At 35.9% G+C, this 19,747-nt stretch carries 14 protein-coding genes and 1 pseudogene; 4 read left to right on the top strand and 11 right to left on the bottom strand.

Annotated features, from left to right (window positions below; genetic code table 11):
* Together DKK70_RS11495 and DKK70_RS11490 are read left to right on the top strand one after the other, a co-directional pair.
* Complete coding sequence (locus DKK70_RS11495; RefSeq protein WP_110434304.1) at nt 1-924, top strand: transketolase family protein; 924 nt, start codon at nt 1-3, stop codon at nt 922-924.
* Nucleotides 925-1,009: 85 nt separating this feature from the next.
* A complete protein-coding gene (locus DKK70_RS11490) occupies nt 1,010-1,456 on the top strand; it encodes a PTS sugar transporter subunit IIA (protein ID WP_110423864.1) in 447 nt (148 codons plus the stop codon).
* A gap of 14 nt (nt 1,457-1,470) precedes the next feature.
* Here DKK70_RS11490 and greB read toward each other — a convergent pair whose 3' ends face one another.
* Nucleotides 1,471-1,953: a transcription elongation factor GreB gene (gene greB, locus DKK70_RS11485; protein WP_110423863.1), complete on the bottom strand. Its 483-nt coding sequence runs from the start codon at nt 1,951-1,953 to the stop codon at nt 1,471-1,473.
* 44 nt (nt 1,954-1,997) lie between these two features.
* Here greB and DKK70_RS11480 point away from each other — a divergent pair.
* Nucleotides 1,998-4,173, top strand: a pseudogene (locus tag DKK70_RS11480) (Tex family protein); the annotation flags it as partial.
* A 607-nt stretch (nt 4,174-4,780) separates the two neighbouring features.
* Nucleotides 4,781-6,259 (top strand): hypothetical protein, encoded by a 1,479-nt coding sequence (locus tag DKK70_RS11475; protein WP_110434138.1) that lies wholly within the window; start codon nt 4,781-4,783, stop codon nt 6,257-6,259.
* 210 nt (nt 6,260-6,469) lie between these two features.
* On the opposite strand, the gene DKK70_RS11470 is transcribed toward DKK70_RS11475, so the two are convergent.
* The 10 genes from DKK70_RS11470 to DKK70_RS11425 form a co-directional block, all read right to left on the bottom strand.
* Nucleotides 6,470-7,336: a YjjW family glycine radical enzyme activase gene (locus DKK70_RS11470; protein ID WP_110434137.1), complete on the bottom strand. Its 867-nt coding sequence runs from the start codon at nt 7,334-7,336 to the stop codon at nt 6,470-6,472.
* Nucleotides 7,311-8,858 (bottom strand): YjjI family glycine radical enzyme, encoded by a 1,548-nt coding sequence (locus tag DKK70_RS11465; protein WP_375334986.1) that lies wholly within the window; start codon nt 8,856-8,858, stop codon nt 7,311-7,313. The genes DKK70_RS11470 and DKK70_RS11465 overlap by 26 nt, the downstream gene beginning before the upstream one ends.
* 112 nt (nt 8,859-8,970) lie before the next feature.
* The gene (gene ushA, locus DKK70_RS11460; protein WP_110434135.1) at nt 8,971-10,656 is read right to left on the bottom strand and encodes a bifunctional UDP-sugar hydrolase/5'-nucleotidase UshA; all 1,686 of its coding nucleotides are present in this window, start codon (nt 10,654-10,656) and stop codon (nt 8,971-8,973) included.
* A gap of 29 nt (nt 10,657-10,685) precedes the next feature.
* Nucleotides 10,686-11,987, bottom strand: coding sequence for a pyrimidine-nucleoside phosphorylase (locus DKK70_RS11455; protein ID WP_110434134.1), 1,302 nt, complete (start codon nt 11,985-11,987; stop codon nt 10,686-10,688).
* A 215-nt stretch (nt 11,988-12,202) separates the two neighbouring features.
* Nucleotides 12,203-12,598 carry a cytidine deaminase gene (locus DKK70_RS11450; RefSeq protein ID WP_034883598.1) on the bottom strand — a complete coding sequence of 132 codons (396 nt, stop codon included), beginning with the start codon at nt 12,596-12,598 and terminating at the stop codon, nt 12,203-12,205.
* A 28-nt stretch (nt 12,599-12,626) separates the two neighbouring features.
* The gene (locus DKK70_RS11445) at nt 12,627-14,603 is read right to left on the bottom strand and encodes a bifunctional 2',3'-cyclic-nucleotide 2'-phosphodiesterase/3'-nucleotidase (protein WP_110434133.1); all 1,977 of its coding nucleotides are present in this window, start codon (nt 14,601-14,603) and stop codon (nt 12,627-12,629) included.
* Nucleotides 14,604-14,629: 26 nt separating this feature from the next.
* The gene (add, locus tag DKK70_RS11440) at nt 14,630-15,799 is read right to left on the bottom strand and encodes an adenosine deaminase (protein ID WP_110434132.1); all 1,170 of its coding nucleotides are present in this window, start codon (nt 15,797-15,799) and stop codon (nt 14,630-14,632) included.
* Between the two features lie 313 nt (nt 15,800-16,112).
* The gene (locus tag DKK70_RS11435) at nt 16,113-17,366 is read right to left on the bottom strand and encodes a nucleoside permease (protein WP_110434131.1); all 1,254 of its coding nucleotides are present in this window, start codon (nt 17,364-17,366) and stop codon (nt 16,113-16,115) included.
* A gap of 192 nt (nt 17,367-17,558) precedes the next feature.
* The gene (gene deoD / locus DKK70_RS11430; protein WP_110434130.1) at nt 17,559-18,275 is read right to left on the bottom strand and encodes a purine-nucleoside phosphorylase; all 717 of its coding nucleotides are present in this window, start codon (nt 18,273-18,275) and stop codon (nt 17,559-17,561) included.
* A gap of 49 nt (nt 18,276-18,324) precedes the next feature.
* Nucleotides 18,325-19,554, bottom strand: coding sequence for a phosphopentomutase (locus DKK70_RS11425; protein WP_110434129.1), 1,230 nt, complete (start codon nt 19,552-19,554; stop codon nt 18,325-18,327).
* Nucleotides 19,555-19,747 lie beyond the last annotated feature (193 nt).

Raw genomic sequence — 19,747 nt, 5'->3', positions numbered from 1 at the left:
ATGAAAGCACCTCGAGATGCAATTGGTAAAGCGTTAATTCAATTAGCAGAAAACAATTTCCCAATTACTGTTATTGATTGTGATTTAGCTAGTTCAACTCGTGCAGATCAGTTTGCAAAAAATTACCCAGAACGTTTTTTTGAAATGGGTATTGCTGAAGCTTCATCATTAAGTTTTGCCGCGGGGCAATCATTCGAAGGATTAATTCCGTTCTTTATTGATTTTGCTATTTTTGCAACCGGAACAGTATGGACTCAGCTGCGTCAATCTTGTTATGCAAATGCCAACATTAAAATAGTTGGAACTCACCCAGGTGTTGATGGTGGATTTGATGGTGCCTCACATCATGCTCTAGAAGATATTGCGTTAACAAGAGTTTTACCTAATCTAACCGTTTTATCGCCTGCTGATGCCGATGAAGTTTACCAAGCTTTTGAACAAGCGGCTAAAATTAATGGTCCAGTTTACATTAGAGTTGCACGTGAACCAATGCCAGTTCGGGATAAAACAATCGTTCCTCGAGTCAATGACATTGATGCGGTTATTGATGAAGGAAATGATTTTGCCATCATCTTCGAAGGGGCAAGTTACGAACAAGCTAATGACGGTTATCAAAAATTATCCGCACTTGGTCATAAAGGTAAACTTATACATTTAGCCTGTATTAAACCATTTAATCAGGAAAAATTTAAATCCTTATGTCAACAGGTTAATGTCATTATAACTGTTGAAAACCATAGTATTAATGGCGGAGTAGGTGGATTAATTGCCGAGCAAAGTATGCAAAATGGTATTTTAAAACCACTAATAAGGATAGGCGTTTGTGATACGTTTACCGAATCAGGAAAAAGTAGTCAATTAAAAGATAAATATGGCATTAGTGGTCAAAATATTTGTGACCAATTTTTGCAGGTTTTATTTTAAAATAAATAATGGTTACAAGTGATAGCTTGTAACCATTTTAAAGTTAGAAATTAATAATAAGTAATACAAGAGTAAAGGTTAAAATATGTCTAAACAGTTACATCCTATTTTTGAGCAGCATTGGCAATTTAGTAAAGAAAATTTGGATTGGAAAAGTGCGATTCAAATAGTTGGAAATTCATTAATCGAAAACAATCACATCGAACAAAGATATATCACATCTATTATTGATAATGTTAATGAAATTGGTGCTTACTTTATTATTGCAGATGGCTTTGCCTTACCTCATGCTCGTTCTGAAAATGGTGTAATTTGTGATGATACAAAGTTTTCTTTATTAAAATGCACTCATCCAGTTATTTTTCCTGATGGTGAAAAAATATCTTTGCTTATTATGTTAGCTGCATCAGACAATAATAAGCATATCGATGCGATGTCTGATCTCATCGAATGGCTGGATGAAGACGATCGACTTGATAATTTAATCAAAGTTGATAACGTAGATGATTTTGAATGTTTATTATTTAAATAATCATAAAAAAACATCTAAACAAGTTCTTGGTAACTAATATCAATAATATAATAAAACGTTTTACCGTTTGGTGTGATAACTGATATTTCATCATCAATCTTATGACCAATCAAAGCTCTGGCAACAGGGCTATTGATGGATATCCAATTTCTCTTCGGATCGAATTCATCGGTACCGACGATTCTATAAATATGTAATTTTCCTGAATCATCTTCTAATTTTACCCAAGCGCCAAAAAAAACTTTACCTTCTTGACGGGGATCAGGATCGACAATTTTTAAGATCTCTAAGCGTTTAGTCAAGAATCGTACTCGTCTATCAATTTCTCTTAATCGTCTTTTTCCATAGATATATTCGGCATTCTCACTACGATCGCCAAGTGCGGCCGCATCAGATACCGCTTGGGTTACTCTTGGTCTTTCTTCTTTCCATAAATATTTCAGTTCACGATCGAGTGCCAAGTAGCCTTCTCTTGTTATATAATTAGCTTTTTGCATGATGAATTTAAATTCCGTTAATCGACAAGATATACAGAGATACCATGATAAATAATCAAATTAGCCATATTATAGCGGGTGAATTAACCGTAAAACCAGAACAAGTTTTAGCTGCCATACAATTATTAGATGATGGTAGTACCGTCCCCTTTATTGCTCGCTATCGTAAAGAGGTAACGGGAGGATTAGATGATACCCAGTTACGTACTTTAGATAGTCGTTTAAGTTATCTGCGAGAACTAGAGGATCGTAAACAGACGATTTTAAAATCAATTGAGGAGCAGGGTAAATTAACCTCTGAATTAAGTCAAAAAATTACCAATACCCTTAGTAAAACCGAATTAGAAGATCTCTATCTCCCTTATAAACCAAAACGTCGCACACGCGGACAAATAGCCATAGAAGCGGGTCTTGAGCCACTTGCTGATGATTTATGGCAATGCCCAGATCTCAATCCAGAAGCAGAAGCTGAAAAATATATTGATCCAGAAAAAGGCGTAGCTGATACTAAATCAGCATTAGATGGTGCACGTTATATTTTAATGGAGCGCTTTGCCGAAGACGCCGCTTTACTAGCTAAAGTTCGTCATTATCTTTGGAATAATGCCCACCTTGTTTCTCAAGTTATTACCGGTAAAGAGGAAGAAGGCGCTAAATTTAGAGATTATTTTGCCCAAAGTGAACTTATTTCCAAAGTACCATCACATCGAGCTTTAGCGATGTTCCGTGGTCGAAATGAAGGATTTTTACAACTATCATTAAATGCTGATCCACAATTTGACGAAGCACCTAAAGAGAGTTATTGCGAGCAGATTATTACTGAACATTTAGGTGTGCGCTTCAACGATCAGCCTGCCGATAAGTGGCGAAAAGCAGTGATCAACTGGACATGGCGCATTAAAATCCTAATGCACATGGAAACCGAACTAATGACCACATTACGAGAACGAGCCGAAGAAGAAGCTATTAATGTTTTCGCCGCTAATCTACACGATATGTTAATGGCGGCACCGGCGGGCATGAAAGTCACCATGGGGATGGATCCAGGTTTGCGAACTGGTGTTAAAATTGCCGTTGTTGATGCCACCGGAAAATTAGTTGCTACCGAAACTATCTATCCTCATACCGGTCAGGCGGATAAAGCCGCAATGGTTGTTGCAGCACTTTGTATAAAATATCAAGTTGAACTTGTGGCGATCGGTAATGGTACTGCCTCACGAGAAACAGAACGCTTTTATCTTGATGTGCAGAAAAAATATCCAGATGTGAAAGGTCAGAAAGTGATTGTTAGTGAAGCTGGGGCGTCTGTTTATTCGGCTTCAGAACTTGCAGCACAAGAGTTTCCTGATCTCGACGTATCAATCCGTGGTGCGGTTTCCATTGCGCGACGTTTGCAAGATCCATTAGCTGAATTAGTTAAAATTGATCCAAAATCGATAGGTGTTGGTCAATATCAACATGATGTAAGCCAAACTCAACTTGCGAAAAAACTTGATGCAGTAGTTGAAGATGGGGTAAATGCGGTAGGGGTTAACTTAAATACAGCCTCTATGATGTTACTTGCGCGTATTGCTGGCCTTAATAAAGTTATTGCTCAAAATATTGTCGATTGGCGTAACCAAAACGGTAAATTTGCCGATAGAAAACAATTATTAAAAGTGCCACGATTAGGGCCTAAAGCCTTTGAACAATGTGCCGGTTTTTTAAGAATTATGGAAGGTACTAACCCACTTGATGCATCGGCTGTTCATCCTGAAGCTTACCCTGTGGTTGAGCGAATTTTAGCTAAAAACCATAAATCTTTAAAAGATATTTTAGGTGATTCAAACTATCTAAAATCATTAAAAGCGGTTGATTATGTCGATGACCATTTTGGTGTACCGACGGTAACGGATATTATCAAAGAATTAGATAAACCTGGGCGCGATCCTCGGCCTGAATTTAAAACAGCGCAATTTGCCGATAACATTGAAACAATGGAGGATTTAAAAATTGGCATGATTATGGAAGGTGCGGTAACTAATGTAACTAATTTTGGCGCTTTTGTCGATATCGGTGTGCATCAAGACGGTCTGGTTCATATCTCGGCGTTGTCCGATAAATTTGTTGATGATCCGCGAACCATAGTTAAAGCAGGTGACATTGTAAAAGTAAAAGTGATAGAAGTTGATATTCCTCGAAAACGTATCGCTTTATCAATGCGTTTAGATGATACTCCCTCGGCAAAAGTGGATAATAAATCGCTAAATGTATCATCCAATAGTAAACATCGTCCCGCTACAACGGCAACTAATAGCGCAATGGGTAATGCCTTTGCCGCGGCATTTAAAAAAAATAAATAGATTTATAGCAATATTAAAGGGGGAGCCCCCCCTTATTTTATTAATGTAAACCAATATAACGTGTAAAATGAAATTTAATATTTTTAATTGTTGGTTCCTATTAATAATGTAAATAATAATATTTTTTAATTTCCCTCTTAAGGATAATTAATATATAATAGCTAGCACTATTGATTTTATATCAATTTATACTCGTATTAAATTTACTTTTAATCATATCTTTTTAGCTTTTCAAAATATTTATCTGATGTTCTTATTTTAAATTTTTTTAGAATTTAGGATGTTACGATTTAAGTCTCAAACAAAAGTAATTTTGTTCAAACTGTACCTTGGATGATTTTCAGCAAGCGGTTTTTTGTCGTCTTAGCACTGATATTAGCGGGTAGCAATTTTTTATCTTTCTATAAAAATTGTTAATTCAATAATTCTTCAAATCAATAATCTTATTCGGAACGGCGGAGAAGTTTATGTATAGAGGAGTAGCGATGAACAATTGTGTAGTTTTTTTTAGAAAATTGTTTTTAATACTATTATCAAAACCATTAAAACCGATGTTATTTTTATCGGTACTATCGATTTCTATAAATAATGCGTTAGCAATTTTGCCGTCATACGTGATCACGCAAATGTATATTATTGGTAATGCGCCGGAGATTTCAGAGTCAGGCGGCACAAAAGCGCTTAATGGTATTAAAGTAAAATTAAATGTACCAAACAGTGATCCTTTAGTTATAACCCCTGGTTCATCTAAGCAAATATCTGTTGCTTTTAATACTTCACCAAGTATGTATTCATTTGATGTTGATTTTTCGACTATGACTAATGATGATATTATTGATATTGATGGTGATTATTTGGGAAGTAGCAATAATTTTAAAGTGGAGAGTATAACAGCTGAATGGCGTGATAGTAATAATAATATAATTCCTTCTGATTCAACAGCTGCATTAGGTAGTAATATCTGTAATTCAGAGCCTTATAAAGGTGATTCAACACTAAAGCTTACTATTAATATTTCTGCTAGAACTCAGTATGGTGTTCCAACTGAATCTCAGCCTAAAGAAGTTTCAAAAACATTTACCGTAAAAGCTAACGATGGTATTTGTTATATAAGACCTGGCGTTTTAGCAGTTAACACCCTTTATCCAACTGGCTGGCCGGAAGGTGATAATAATGCATGGTGGGGGAGTAACGTTGTTAATCGAGCCGATCCTTATGATCCAAATCAATTTGTTAAAGGTACTGGTTTTATAGCCTCGGCTGTTGATGCTTCCGGTAATCATTTCCCAAGCACTGCATTTCCATATGCTCGCTTCAGAATTGTGCCAGTTAATTCGATATCACAATATACATACAAAATACTTAAAAATCCAAATTCATCCCTAAAAAATGTACCACGCAGTTCGGTTGCAGACTCAAAAAGTGAATTTATCTTTACTAATAATGTCCCTAGTAAAGGAGATAAATTTGTAATTCAACTTACCAACACGCAAACAAACGCAACGTTCATCTATCAATTCTCGATACAACATTGGTTTTATGTACATAAAGGCAATCTTGGCTTCATCTCTTTCTATAATGCGGAATCTTTATGCCGAAACAGTGGTGATCGCTTACCAACGCGAGCAGAACTGACTAATTCACCTCTTGCTTATGATAATAACACTAATACCCAATGGTATCTCCAAGGAAATGGATATAAACGTGCTATTGGCAATAGCTTAATGGGAGAGTGGGGTAAAATTTTCTATTATGCACCAATAAATGGTGACTTGCGCGATATGATGGCTGGTATCAGTGATTCTGATTACGAAAAATTATTTAATTATGATTTTTATTTCACCAATGAATTGACTTCTGTGGTTGACTCCGATGGATTTATCCATCGTTATAGTGTAGGAAATGCTGAGGGTAATGTCATTGTCGAACCAGATAGTGCCTATACCATGTGTACCAAATATTAATTAAAATTGATGACTTGCTGAAGTTGGTAAAAAAATATTGCCATCTTCCAGCAAGTTTATTTTGTCAGGGGTGATAATTATGCTTATCAGTCGTTTCGTATTGATTAAAGATAATTATTTTTGCATTTGCAATATGATTAGCATCACAATTACCGGTTAGCAAGTACCTGTAAATAATCCGACCTTATAATTAATGTGGCTATAAAGATATTATAAATAGATACTCGGCAAAGTAATATTTTGCAATCCATAATGTTTTAATTCAGCAGCAAAAGATTCGATTTGCTGTTGTGTTGCCGCTGGCCATGTTTTGGCTATGCCATGTACACCATGATTATGAAAAGCATTAATTCTGACTTTAATTTGTGGGTTGAGTATTATTAAAAAATCAGCAAGTTGTTTAGCACTGTTTTGCAAATCAGTATGCTCAGGAATCACTAAAAATCGGACTTCATGCAGTTTTCCTATTTGGGCTAGATATTCAATGGTTTGTTTGACGCGATCATTATCCCGACCAGTAAGTTTTTTATGCACTTGAGTATCCCAAGCTTTCAGATCGATCATCGCACCATCCATTACTCTTTCAACTTTTTGCCAGCCAGTTTTAGCTAAATAACCATTACTATCAATAAAACAAGTCAGGTGTTTTAAATCTTCTGCTTGTTTTATCGCTTGAAATAGCTTTTCAATAAAAGGTAACTGTAAGGTCGCTTCACCACCGCTAATTGTAATGCCATTTAGAAAAGGTAAGTATTTACGAATTTCGAGTAGAATATCTTCAATATTGTAGTTATAGGTCATTGGTGTGGATTGATAATTACAGGTATTAATACAGGTATCACATTGCTGGCAATTTGAAGATTGCCAAATCACTTTGTTATTGATAAATGTTAACGCTTGATGTGGACAGGTAGTAACGCAATCCCCACAATCCTTACACCGTGAAATGGTATAAGGATTGTGGCAATTTAAACATTTGAAATTACAGCCTTGTAAAAAGATGACTAACCGGTTTCCCGGTCCATCAACACAAGAAAAGGGTAACAGTTTATTAACGATTGCCCATGACTTGTTCATGACTGATTACCCGAGGTGTTCGGCATAAGTAGCTGTTATTTTCAGTATCTTCGGCCGCTTCACTACCTAAAAAGGTGGTATTAATTCGCGATCCCTCTTGTTTGTATTTTTTGATATCTGATAATCTCACCATATAGCCAGTTACACGTACCAGATCATTACCACTGATATTAGCGGTAAATTCACGGAAACCAAATTTAAAGGCTGCCTTACAAATCTGTACTAAGGCTAGAGGATTGTTTTTTATTGTTTCATCAACCGTTAAAATATCACTAATACCAGAGGTATAATATTTATGGTGTTTAAATAGTGCCATAATATGAGTAACTGGATCCGGTTCATGTCCATAAGGAATACGTAAACCTGGCGTAGCGCCTCTATCTGAACTGATGCCAGATTGAGCATGTAACATTGCTTTACCTTGCCATGCATGCTTAATTTTATGGTTATCAATAAAGTCGGCTAATTGTTGAGAAATAGTGGTGGCCAGTTGATTAGCATCTTCATCGACGCCATAACGCCCAGCTAAGTTGGATTTTTCTTGTAGAATATTGACTGCCTCAGCCATGGCATAAATACCGAACATTGGCGCGAATCGGTTTGCGTCAATTAATCCCTCTTTAACTAAAAAGTTATTTGCGAAGAAATTCGATTTCTCATAAAGAAATTCCGATCTTGCTTTGATTAAATTCAATTGCAATTGGCAATAATAAGGCAAGGTATTTTGTAAAAAATCGGTAATGTTGTTACTTTTTAATGCGACTTCTTTCAAATTGATTCTAGATAACGTGCTACCACCACCGGCAATAGGTAGTGAGTTATAACAGCTCACCACCCCATAACCTTTGTCATCAAAATCTTTTTTAATCATCATATTATTAGCAATATGTGGTTTGGCTGTGTGGCAAATGTTCTCAATTGCGGTGTTAAGTAAAGATTCTGGTGTGATATTTTCGTCATAAATAAAGGTTAAATTAGGTGCAACTTGTTTAAGTTCACGATCGACACGTAATATCACTCGGCAGATCACATTATCGGTTGGCCCAATGTTGGCATGCATAAAGGCATCAGGAAGATTACGATCTAACATAATCCAAAAACGTTTTAATCGCGGATAGAGCTCTTCTTCTGTTAAATTACCAACATAAGGAAGTAAGACTTGATCTAAACAGCCTAAATAAACCGGCATACCAGTGACAGAAGGAACGTGATGATAAGCAATGGTTAACATATTTAATGCATCATCAAAGTTTTTTGCTGGTTCAAGTTCTAAATATTCTGATCCTTGCTTAAGAAATTTTGCATAATCCGGTAATACATAACGAGGTTTATATGGGGCATGGCCTTCATACATGTCGCAAATTACTCGCTCATTAAGGGCATTTTGCGTTTCACTATCTAAATTAACATAGGGTAAATTATTTTCAGCGGCTAAAGCGAGAAGGTTAGCTTTTTGTTTTGGTGACAAATTAGGGTCGGTCACAATATCGTAACAATTTTTTTGAAATTCTGTCATGTTCATAAATACCTCTATATAATGCTGAAAGCAAAATTAAATCTTGATAGCTAATTATTAGCACTGAAAATCATTATCGTCAGTGCTATTTATGTTGTATATCTCTTAGTTAAAACCACTATTTTTCTAAAATAAACTTCGTCGGTTCATAATCGGCGGCATTGATTGGCGAATGCGCTTCAAAATATTGTCTTATCACATCGGCGTCACGGTAACCGGTATCCACATAAGTTGCTGAAGTGTTGGTAACAGGATAACCATCTCCGCCAGCTGCTAAATAATCTAATGTCGTAATGCGATAGGATTTTTGCATATCAATTGGCTCATTATTAATTTTAATATCACTAATCGTATCGCCAGTTTTAGTTAATGTGATATTTTTTAAGTGGGTATAGCCGCCCGAACCCTGTTTTTTACTTAAGGCAACTTTAAGATACTCCACCAACTCACGACCAGTTAAATCAAAATAGACAACACTATTACCAAAAGGTTCAACTTTTAAAATGTCACGATAAGTAATATTACCTTCGATAAGTGAATCTCGAATCATACCGCCAGCCATAACTCCAATATCAGCATTGGTTTTTTCAATCAAGGCACTGAGTAGTAACTGTCCCATGTTACTTTGTTGATATCTTACTACGTTACGTTCACCTTCTAAACGACCAATTAATTCACCGCTTTTTGTAAGTAACTGCTCTTTACCCTGATCTTGATAAGGTTTGAGTGTTGCTAACAATTTTTCATCTTGTTCGATCTCACTGGTGTAATACTCAAGACGTTTAGTATTGTTGCCATTATCCACTTCTTTTTTCAAATTGATGGGAATCAATTGATAATTTTTTAAGGTAATTTTTCCGTTTAAAAAGACAAAATCGGCACGACCAACATATTTGCCCCATTCATGAGCCTGAACAATCCAAGTACCATTTTGTTGATCTGGCGCACATGGCGTACCCGGAACATATTCATTAATACGTTTGTTAGGACTTGCCATACATACCGGATTTTGCGAGTGACCACCCACAATCATATTTAACTCGCCCGGTTTTAATCCTCGTGCTAATGTCACATCACCCGGCGCCATTGAACCATGTTCACCATTTTCATAATGTCCCATATGAGTAACCGCAATAATCATATCAGGATGTTCATTGCTTTTAATTTGGCTAATGACTTTTTCCGCTTCTGGCAAGGTTTTACGAAACTCGATACCTTCAGTATTTTTGGGTGAAGTAAGCAAAATAGTATCATCAGTAGTTAAACCAAATACCGCTACTTTAATGCCATTTAAATCAAACATCTTATAGGCATCAAAGACACGCTCATCGGTATTTTTGAAGTAAGTATTTGCTGATAAAAATGGAAAGTGAGCCCATTTTTGTTGTTCACGAATAACGGCTAAAGGATGATCAAATTCATGGTTACCAACCGCCATGGCATCATAACCAATATCGTTCATTCCGATAAAATCGGGTTTAGCTTGTAATACATCGGATTCAGGGACGCCTGTATTAATGTCACCACCTGAAAGTAGCAGTAATTTTCCGCCATTTTCTGCAACTTCTTTTCTGATTTGATCTACAACTGTTTTTTGCGCTGCTAAACCATACTCGCCAATATCATTTTGCCAAAAATGACCATGATGGTCGTTAGTATGCAAAATAGTAAACGAGTAGGGTTTGTTTTTCTCCCAAGTAACTGCGGTAGGCTGCTTGGTGGTATCTGCGGCAAATGAATTTGCTGAAAACAGAATGGAAATAACAAGTAGTGACAGTTTTTTATTCAAATTAAAACAATACATGGCGTCTTCTAACTCCTTATTTATTAAAACTATTCCGTAATTACTTTAAAGATTAATTGCGGTTGTTTAGCACTATCACTGATCTCAATATTGTCATACAATTTTTGTTTAATTGCATCAAGTTGATCACTACTTGCGTGAATCGTTAATAGCGCTTCGCCCTCTGCAACTTTATCACCCACTTTTTTATGTAAAACGATACCGACTGCAGGATCAATAATATCTTCTTTAGTTGCTCGTCCTGCTCCTAATTGCATCGCAGCAATACCAATTTGGTCGGCAATAATCCGTGAGACATAACCTGCTTTTTGTGCTGGTAGATCGATTTGATAACGTGCATTAGCCAATTTTTCAGGATGATCTACGACTGAACTATCGCCACCTTGAGCTTCAATTAGCGTTTTGAATTTCTCAATCGCTTTACCATTTTTAATCACTTCTTGCAGTTTTTCTCTTGCTTCATCTAATGTTTTAGCTTTATTGGCTAACACAACCATTTGACTACCAAGGGTTAAAACTAACTCAGTTAAATCAGCAGGGCCATGACCATTTAAAGTATCTATGGCTTCTTTAACTTCTAAGGCATTACCAATAGCAAAACCTAAAGGTTGTGACATGTCTGAGATGATCGCCATGGTTCGTCGGCCAATTTGGTTACCAATATTTACCATTTCATGCGCTAATTTTTCCGAATCTTCCATCGTTTTCATTAAGGCACCGTCACCTGTTTTAACATCTAATACAATAGCATCAGCGCCAGCAGCCAGTTTTTTACTCATAATTGAGCTAGCAATCAATGGAATAGAGTTAACCGTACCAGTTACATCACGCAATGAATAGAGCTTTTTATCAGCAGGGGTCAAGTTGCCGGATTGGCCAATAACGGCTACACCTTTTTGGTTAACTTGATCGATAAACTCTTGTTTACCTAATTCGATTTTAAAGCCGGGAATTGTTTCAAACTTATCAGTTGTGCCACCAGTGTGACCTAATCCACGACCTGACATCTTAGCAACCGGAATATCTAAAGCAGCGACTAATGGTGCTAACACTAAAGTGGTTGTATCACCCACGCCACCAGTTGAATGTTTATCGACTTTAATACCTTTAATTGATGAAAGATCAACGGTATCACCGGAATACATCATCGCACTGGTTAAATCAGCACACTCTTTTGAGGTCATACCTTGGTAATAAATTGCCATAAGTAACGCACTGACTTGATAGTCAGGAATCGTACCATTAGTATAATTAGTAATAAAAAATTGAATTTCTTCAGTGGTTAACGCATGGCCATCACGTTTTTTTTCAATAATATCTACAAATCTCATTACTCTTCTCTCTTAATATCAATAAATCAAATTAGGATTATATTCTTCTCATCCACGATTTGGATTGATAATAACGCTGATGTTAGCCAACTATATCATCAATCACTTTTATTATTTGCCTATTAGTTTTTCAATTTATTCTGTTAATTTATTTTCTAAATTGACTTCCTAAATATACTTTCTAATTAGTTAAAATACATTGCCCACCGATAAAACTAATCTAAATCACTTGGTGAAAATGAGAAAGGTAATAATTCACCGACAGTGGTTTCTTGAATTTTGCCGTGCATATTAGTTAAAATTACTGGCATATCTTTAGCACAAAATTCACTGATAACTTGACGACAAGCTCCACAAGGTGAAATAGGCCCCTCGGTATCACCAATCACCACTAATTTTTTGAATTTTGTTTTCCCTTCTGATACGGCTTTAAAAATCGCCGTTCGTTCAGCACAGTTAGCTAGTCCATAAGAGGCATTTTCAATATTGCATCCTAAAATAACTTCATCATCTTCGGTAATCAATACCGCACCGACTTGAAATTTAGAATAGGGCACATAAGCCTTTGAGCGAGCTGTTTTAGCGAGTTCGATTAGTTTATCAATTTTCATAATTATAATCCTTGTAGTCTTCAATCTCTTATTGGTTTTTAGGTTGCGATTTGCTTGCTGTTTGTAAATCAAGTTGATAGACACCAAAACCTAACTTATCTTTCTCAACAAATTTAGTCGGATACAATGAATGGTTTTCAATATACGCTTTGGCTTCCTCCGTTGGTGAAGATTCAAAGCGGATATCCAAATTAGTCTGGCTATGAATCGGTGCAATTCGCCAGTTATTGTCAACTGTTACCTTCACTTCACCTTGTTTCTTAGTGCGATTAGTAATGTAAGCTGAAAGAATGACTCTTAAGTCATCCGGCGAATTAAATTTAACATTTTTACCGCCGGTTCCCGGGAACGCACCGGTGTAAGCACGGTAGTTATTCGTGGCAATTAAAAAAGCTTGATTGGCATCAATCGGTTTTTGTTGATAAGTTAAGTTTACAATACGTTCTGAATCAGGGTTGATTAACTGACAATTACCATCGTAACGCGCTGGTTTAGTGATATCAATTTGATAACTCACTCCATCGATAGTATCAAAATTATAAGTTCTAAATTTATCCCAATTAATCAAATATTGTGGTTGTGGCGAATTGATATCAATTTGATTATAAACACCCGCAGAACATTCTAGCCACTCTTTAACCTCTTTTCCGGTAATCTTAACGGCTGATAAAATATTCGGATAAAGATAGATATCGGCTGCATTTCTAAAGGTTAAGTCACCTTTTTTCACATCTACATATGCAGTAGGATCATTTTTACGACCACCTGCTTTAAATGGAGCAATCGCTGACAAAATGGGTAAGCCATCTAGATCAGGATCACCTTGCACAAATTGTTTTACATAATCAATTTGCGCATCGCTAATAATCTGTAAAGCGGAGGTATCTTCCACTAAGGCTAAATAACTATTGATATCGGTTGATACCTTACCAATTGGCTTACCGACAAACTCTCGGGTACCTTCATGATCATCTTTTAACACTTTAACAATGTTTTGATCGGCATCAACCAACGCTTTTTTGTTTTTCACATCAAAGATTGGGCGGGCTTGTGATTTACCAGAAACGACTTTCCAATTAGCCTTATCACCTTCAATAACTAAATCGACCACGCCTAAATGGCTACCCCATTGCCCTGGCATCACCGCCGGTATATGGTTAATGTTTCCGGTATTAATATCGGTATTAGGCAACGATTTAAAATCTTCACTTGGGAATACGCCATGTGAATGGCCAAACATAATAGCATTAATCCCCTCAACTTGGCTTAAATAGTAAACCGAATTTTCCGCTAAAGCCTTATAAGGTTCAGCAGAAACGCCAGAATGGGGAATCGCTACAATAATATCTGCCCCTTGTTTTTTCATTTCAGGTACCAACTCTTTGGCGGTTTGGGTAATATCTTTAACTATTACTTTTCCTTCCAAATTAAGTTTATCCCATTGCATGATTTGTGGTGGAACAAAACCAATATAACCGATTTTAATAGTGTGTTGTTTACCGTCTCTATCAACAACCGGTTTATCTAGAATAATATATTTTCTGAAGAAAGGTTTATTCGTTTTGGCATCATAAACGTTGGCATTAACATAAGGAAAATTTGCCCCAGCCTGACTTTTTTGTAAAAAATCCAAACCAAAATTAAATTCATGATTACCGATATTACCAACTACATAATCCAGCGTATTAAGGGCTTTATAAACCGGATGGATATCACCTTTGTTTAGTCCCTTATTCAAGGCATAATCGGCCATAGGACTGCCTTGAATCAAATCACCATTATCAACTAATACGCTATTTTTAACCTCTTGTCGTGCTTGATGAATTAAATTAGCCGTTTTAGTTAAACCAAAGGTATCAATATTCTGATCTTTAAAATAATCGAAATTCATCATATTACCGTGCAGATCAGTGGTTTCCATAATTCTTAAATCTACAGTTGCAGCTTGCAGTGTTCCAGAAATTAATAGGGGTAGTAGACTTAACGTTAATCGGGTTTTATTCATTTTAATCTCCTATTTTTCTGCTTCAGTTAATCATTAACCTGTTGTGCTAATAAAATTTGGTAATGTTGTAATCGTTCAATAATAGCGGGGTGATACTGCTCATCGTTGATTGCTTGTTGTAAACACTGCTTATCATTGGTGGTAAAAAAAGCCAAAACTTCATTTAATAGACGTGATTTTTCTTTGGATTCAATAAATGCGGCATCAATTCCACAAAGTGTAATATCAAATAGTTCTAAGCGTGAAAAATGAAAAATTTGTTCGGCAAGCTGATACTCTTTTTCGATATCGGTACCAAAAATACCTGCATCATCAGTATTAAGGGTGATTCTTACCCCTTTATCATAAAGTTTTCGAATTGGGTGATTATGAATATCACCATGTAAATTATTGACTAAAATACGATTACTGGTGAGAGCTATTTCTAAAGTGATCTTGTTTTCCACCAATTGCTTAATCAATTTATCATCTTCAATCGCGGCAATACCGTGGCCGATTCGATTAGCGCCATGCTTAAGCGCTTGGATAATACTTTCTGCGCAATCGATTTCCCCAGCATGATAGGATTTTTTTAAGTTTAATTTAGACGCGAGTTGATGAGCTTTGGCGAAATCATCAAAATGCCCAGCTTTTTCATTGCCGGCAATATTAAATCCAGTAATGAATGGATGAGGATTATTCTCAATAAATTGTAATGTCTCGTATACTACATCGGCGCCAAGATGGCGTACGCCAATAACATGATATCGTACCGTTATATTATGCTCTTTTTGGACATCGACAATCGCTTTGTCCATTTGATTTAATGTTTGTTGAAATCTTGCTTGATCCCAAACAATTTTACCTTGGTTTTCTGTTGCACAAATATGATAAGGTGATAGAAATAATTCGCAATAAATTAAGCCTTGTTTAGCATTTCGGCTCAAAAAATCGTAGGTGATTAGGTAATAATCGTCAGGATGTTTCACAAAATTAGAGACAGTATCATAGGTTTGGATAAATGAAACAAAATCGGATTCATCATAGTTATATCGACCATTTTTATACTCGGCTTGATCATATTCGCCGGTTCGATAACATAATGACTCAGGGAAAGTTAAATGATTTTTATCGGCTAGTTTTTTCGCCATAAAGGGAGTAATACTGCCTTCTACATGCTCATGAAGTATAACTTTAGGGATTATTTGTTTATTCATCGAGTTCTAATCTGTTTAAGTATATGCTTATAGGCACTTGTAAATTATTCATCAATCAGTAAGACTAAATTGATACAATCATTACAAGCATTTTATTCTACCTTGATAAGACACTTATTTTCCAGATATTTTGTGTAACTTATCGGTTTTCTGTGAGACTGATAACATTTTAGCCAAGTTAATAATTAGACAACAATTTAACTGTTGCCTAATCGGTGATTTTGCCAAATGAATTAATTTGGTTTATCTATCTATTCTAAACTTGATTTAATAATTCAGGTCAAAAAACGCTTTGACCTGAATTTAATTTTAATTAGTTGCTAAGGGATGCGGTTTTTTGCTCAGTAGTATCATTTTTGAATATCAAGACAAAAATAATTGCAAGCACTAATGAATAACCAGCAAAGATAAGCCATACAGTATGCCAATCAGTACCTGCTTCAGATTTAAAGTAATCAACAACTAAACCACTACCCATTGAACCTAAATAAGCACCAATACCGTTAGTCATCGTCATAAATAAACCTTGAGCACTGTTACGGATGTTAGGTGATACTGTTTTTTCAACATACATTGATCCAGAAATATTATAGAAGTCAAACGCACAACCATAAACAATCATTGATAATAGTAACAGCACAAAACCGAATGGTGATGGATCGCCGTAAGCAAAAAGACCAAAGCGAGCAACCCATGCCAACATACTGATTAACATCACATATTTAATACCAAGTTTCTTCATAAAAAATGGTACAAATAAGATAAATACCACTTCTGAAATTTGCGAAATTGATAATAAAACTGATGGATATTTAACTACTAAGCTATCAGCGTATTCCGGTATTTTATCGAAGTCATGTAGAAACGGATTACCAAAAGTATTAGTAATTTGTAAAATCCCACCTAATAATACCGCAAATAAAAAGAAGATGGCCATTTTAGGTTGTTTTAATAATACAAATGCATCTAAACCTAATGCACTTATAATAGACTTTTCTTTGCCATCATTTTTTGTAACTTCAATTAAAGGTAAGGTTAATGAATAGAGACTTAATAAAACCGAACTACCAGCTGCAATATAAAGTTGCATATTACTGAGTTCTAACTGCATAAAGCTAACCATCCACATCGCTACAATAAAACCGATAGTGCCGAAGATTCGAATTGCCGGGAACTGTTCGATAACGTCTAGTCCTTGTGATTCTAAGCAAGAGTAAGAAATTGAATTAGAAATTGCAATGGTTGGCATAAACGCAAGACAATGGATAAGCATCACTAATACCATTAAACCTGGTGAAGTAATAGATGCCGCGATAAATAAGGTTACAGCGCCAATCAAATGGCATAGCACGTATAAACGGTTAGCAGGTATCCATCTATCAGCTACGATACCAAGCAGACTAGGCATAAATACTGAAGCAATCCCCATGGTGCCATATACGGCGCCGACTTCAATACCAGTAAAGTTTAAGATTTTCATCATATAGGAGCCTAAGGTAATTAACCAACTCCCCCAGATAAAAAATTGTAAGAATAAAATAACTTTCAGTTGTAGCTTGGTATTCATTTCGATTCCTTATTAAATGAGCTCTTTTCTAACCTATAAGATAAAAATTAATGAATAATTAAAATTTGTTATGACTATCAAAACGCTAGTTATAACGATAAATCCATTGACAGTTAACACTGTTTAATAACTGCCAATGAAAAATTTATATATTTTTTAAATAAAAAAAATGGCAGAAATTCTGCCATTAATTTAATTTGAATTAAGTAATACCGACTCTAAAGCAACAGTAATCATCTCTTTAAAACCAAGCTGACGCTGTTCGGAAGACATCGCTTCACCTTTTCGAATATGATCCGATACGGTACAAATTGCCAACGCTTTGGCGCCATATTCTGCTGCCACACCATAAATACCCGCCGCTTCCATTTCGACACCTAAAATATTGTATTTTTCCATAATATCGAAAAGATCAGGCTCGACGCTATAAAATAGATCAGCTGAAAAAATATTACCAACTTTAACATTCACATTTAATTGTTTCGCTGCATTAACTGCATTACAAACAAGACCAAAATCAGCAATGGCGGCAAAATCATGATTTTTAAAACGCAAACGATTTACTTTAGAATCCGTACAGGCGCCCATACCAATAACCACATCACCAAGATTGACATCAGGGCTAATTGCGCCACATGAACCGATACGAATGATGTTTTTAACACCATAAAACTTAATCAATTCAGTTGTATAGATAGAACAAGATGGAATACCCATACCATGCCCCATCACGGAAACTTGTTTACCTTTATAGTGACCAGTAAAACCAAGCATTCCTCTAACATTAGTTACTTCTTTCGCATTATCTAAAAAAGTTTCGGCAATAAACTTAGCTCGTAATGGATCGCCGGGCATCAAAACCGTTTGAGCAAAAGCATCATCGGCGGCGTTAATATGTGGGGTAGGCATTTAACTCTCCTGATTAATTACTAAAAAACGAACTCAACAAAACAAATCATTATTTGCTAATAAATGATTCGCCATAATCCATTGGTGATAAATCAAAATAATCGGCAACACTTTGCCCGATATCAGCAAATGTTTTACGATGACCAAGTGATCCCACCGGAACGCTATCACCGTAAACTAAAACTGGAATATGTTCACGAGTATGATCTGTACCAGACCAAGTTGGATCACAACCATGATCAGCACTAATAATTAAAAGATCACCAGGTTCAATAAGCGCTAACATCTCAGGCAAACGGCTATCAAAATATTCTAACGCCGCAGCGTAACCAGCAACATCACGTCGATGACCATAAGATGAGTCAAAATCAACAAAATTGGTAAAAACAATCGTGTTATCTTTCGCTTGTTTGATTTCTTCTAATGATGCATTGAATAACGCTTCAATACCTGTTGCTTTAACTTTTTTGGTAATCCCCACTTCGGCATAGATATCGGCAATTTTACCAATTGACACTACTGTACCTTGTTTTTCATCAACCAGTTTTTTAATCATTGTTGGTGCTGGTGGTTCGACAGCTAAATCATGACGATTGCCGGTACGAACAAATTCACCCGGCTTATTACCTAAAAATGGTCGAGCAATAACGCGGCCGATATTATAATCGCCTTTATTAAGCTCATCACGCGCAATTTCACAAACTTCATAAAGCTTATCTAGACCAAAAGTCTCTTCGTGGCAGGCAATTTGAAACACTGAATCAGCAGAGGTATAAAAAATAGGTTTCCCCGTAGCCATATGCTCAAGGCCAAGCTCATCAAGAATCACAGTCCCCGATGAATGGCAATCACCGAGATAGCCCGGCAAATTAGCACGTTTAACAATCTTATCTAATAATTCTTGAGGAAAGCTGTTAGTAGTATTAGTAAAATAACCCCAATCAAACAACACAGGAACGCCAGCGATCTCCCAATGACCAGATGGCGTATCTTTACCAGATGAAATTTCACTGGCATAACCATAAGCACCAATTACATCACCTTCGGTAGTCATTCCTTTAGGGTATGCACCTGTAGATTCATAAGCGGCCTCGATCAAACCTAATTTCCCTAAATTAGGTAATTTTAATGGGCCTTGTCGACCATGATCTGCTTTACCTAAAGCACAAGCTTCGGCAATATGACCTAAAGTATCCGAACCTTCATCGCCATACTTTTTGGCATCTTCTGCACCGCCGATCCCGAAGGAATCGAGGATCATAATAAAAACTCTTTTCATAATTTCCTCTAAATCTCAACTACCATAAAACAGAGCTACCATCTTGAAGCATAAATTCATTTAAAACCGTGATCGATAACTTATTTCTCGAATTTTATAAAATAATAATAACGTTTACCATAAGGCTGAGTAAAATAGATTATAACTAAATTTATAAAAAAGTTCGTTTGGTTAGCTATAATACATGATAAAA

The organism is Gilliamella apicola (assembly GCF_003202655.1).
In the GTDB taxonomy this organism is placed as follows: Bacteria; Pseudomonadota; Gammaproteobacteria; order Enterobacterales; family Orbaceae; genus Gilliamella; species Gilliamella apicola_R.
This window is presented reverse-complemented; position numbering and strand designations above follow the sequence as displayed.